General features: G+C 65.4%; 1 protein-coding gene. It reads left to right on the forward strand.

Annotated features, from left to right (window positions below; all coding sequences use genetic code 11):
• A partial coding sequence (locus tag EB084_25745; GenBank protein ID NDD31667.1) for a hypothetical protein occupies positions 1-1,319 on the forward strand: 1,319 nt, incomplete at both ends.

Consider the following 1,319-nt stretch of genomic DNA (forward strand, 5'->3'; position numbering starts at 1 on the left):
GCGGCTACCTGGTGCTCGCCAACCAATGCGTGGAGCACCTGGACGTGGTCTCTCCCGGCCACAGCCATCGCATGAGCATCGCCTCTGTTCTGAACACGTGCGCTACGGCGATGGGGAAGCGCTGCCTCATGGACCGCCTGTTGCATCCCATCACGGACCCGGTCGAGCTAGAGAACCGCTACTCGCAGATCGCCACATGCATCGAGAACGCCCACTATACCGCGGTCCTCGCGGCCATCAAGCCGATGGCGGACATGGAGCGGCTCCTGCGCCGCATGGGGCTCGGCTGCCTGGCGCCAGTGGAATGCGCGGCGTGGATCGACTCCCTCGCCTGCGCCCAACAGCTCGCTTCATATCAGCCCCTTCTCTCAAACCTGGGTTGGACCCCCGCTCACACGCTCACCGTGCGCCGTGTGTTGGCGCGCGTCTCCTCTACTCTGGAACGGGCGTCGCTCGGGGAGTCAGCGTCCAACGACGCGGATAGAGAGAGCCCCTTCAAGAGGGGTCTGCATCCCGACATCGACGATATCAAGGACGGCATCGCCCGCATCGACGCGCGCTTCGCGGGCTTTCTCGCTGCGCTCCGTGCCATGGCGGGCCCCGACGCAGCCGACTTCTTTAAATGGGACGCGGCAGACATGAGCATCTCCATCACCAAGAAGAGGTACGACGCGTGGGTGGCCGGCATGAGCGCGGCCAAGAAGACGGAGCACGCCTCCCTCGGCGTCACAACCAAGCTGGTGGCCCCCGGCAACACGCACTACTCCCTGTCGACACCGTGGTGGCTAGAGGAGATCGGGCAGCGGGCCCGCTCCGTGACCGCGCTCAAGGCGCGTGTCCAGGCCGAGTACAGGGCCTTCCTCGCCGACGTCTTCGATACGGAACACGCCCATCTCCGCGACGTGAACCGATGCGTGGCGGCGATAGATGCGACGGCTACGCTGGCCAAGCAGGCCGCGCTGCGCAAGTATTGCCGGCCACGTATCGCAGATCACGGTCACGACCACGGCGCATCGTGCTTGGCGGCAAGGGCGCTGCGCCACCCGCTCATCGAGATCATCCAAGACACCGTCCAGTACGTGTCCAACGACATCGTCCTCGATCAAGACACACGGGGCATGCTGGCCTACGGGCCCAACGGCATCGGGAAGAGCGCGCTCATGAAGAGCGTGGGCATGGCCGTCATCATGGCCCAGGCGGGCATGTACGTGGCCGCCGACTCCTTCTCGTTCACCCCGTACACCGCGCTCTACACCCGCATCCCCGGCGGCGACAACCTGCACAAGGGCATGTCCACGTTTGTGGTGGAGATGGCGGAC

It is taken from the genome of Pseudomonadota bacterium, from assembly GCA_010028905.1.
In the GTDB taxonomy this organism is placed as follows: Bacteria; Vulcanimicrobiota; Xenobia; order RGZZ01; family RGZZ01; genus RGZZ01.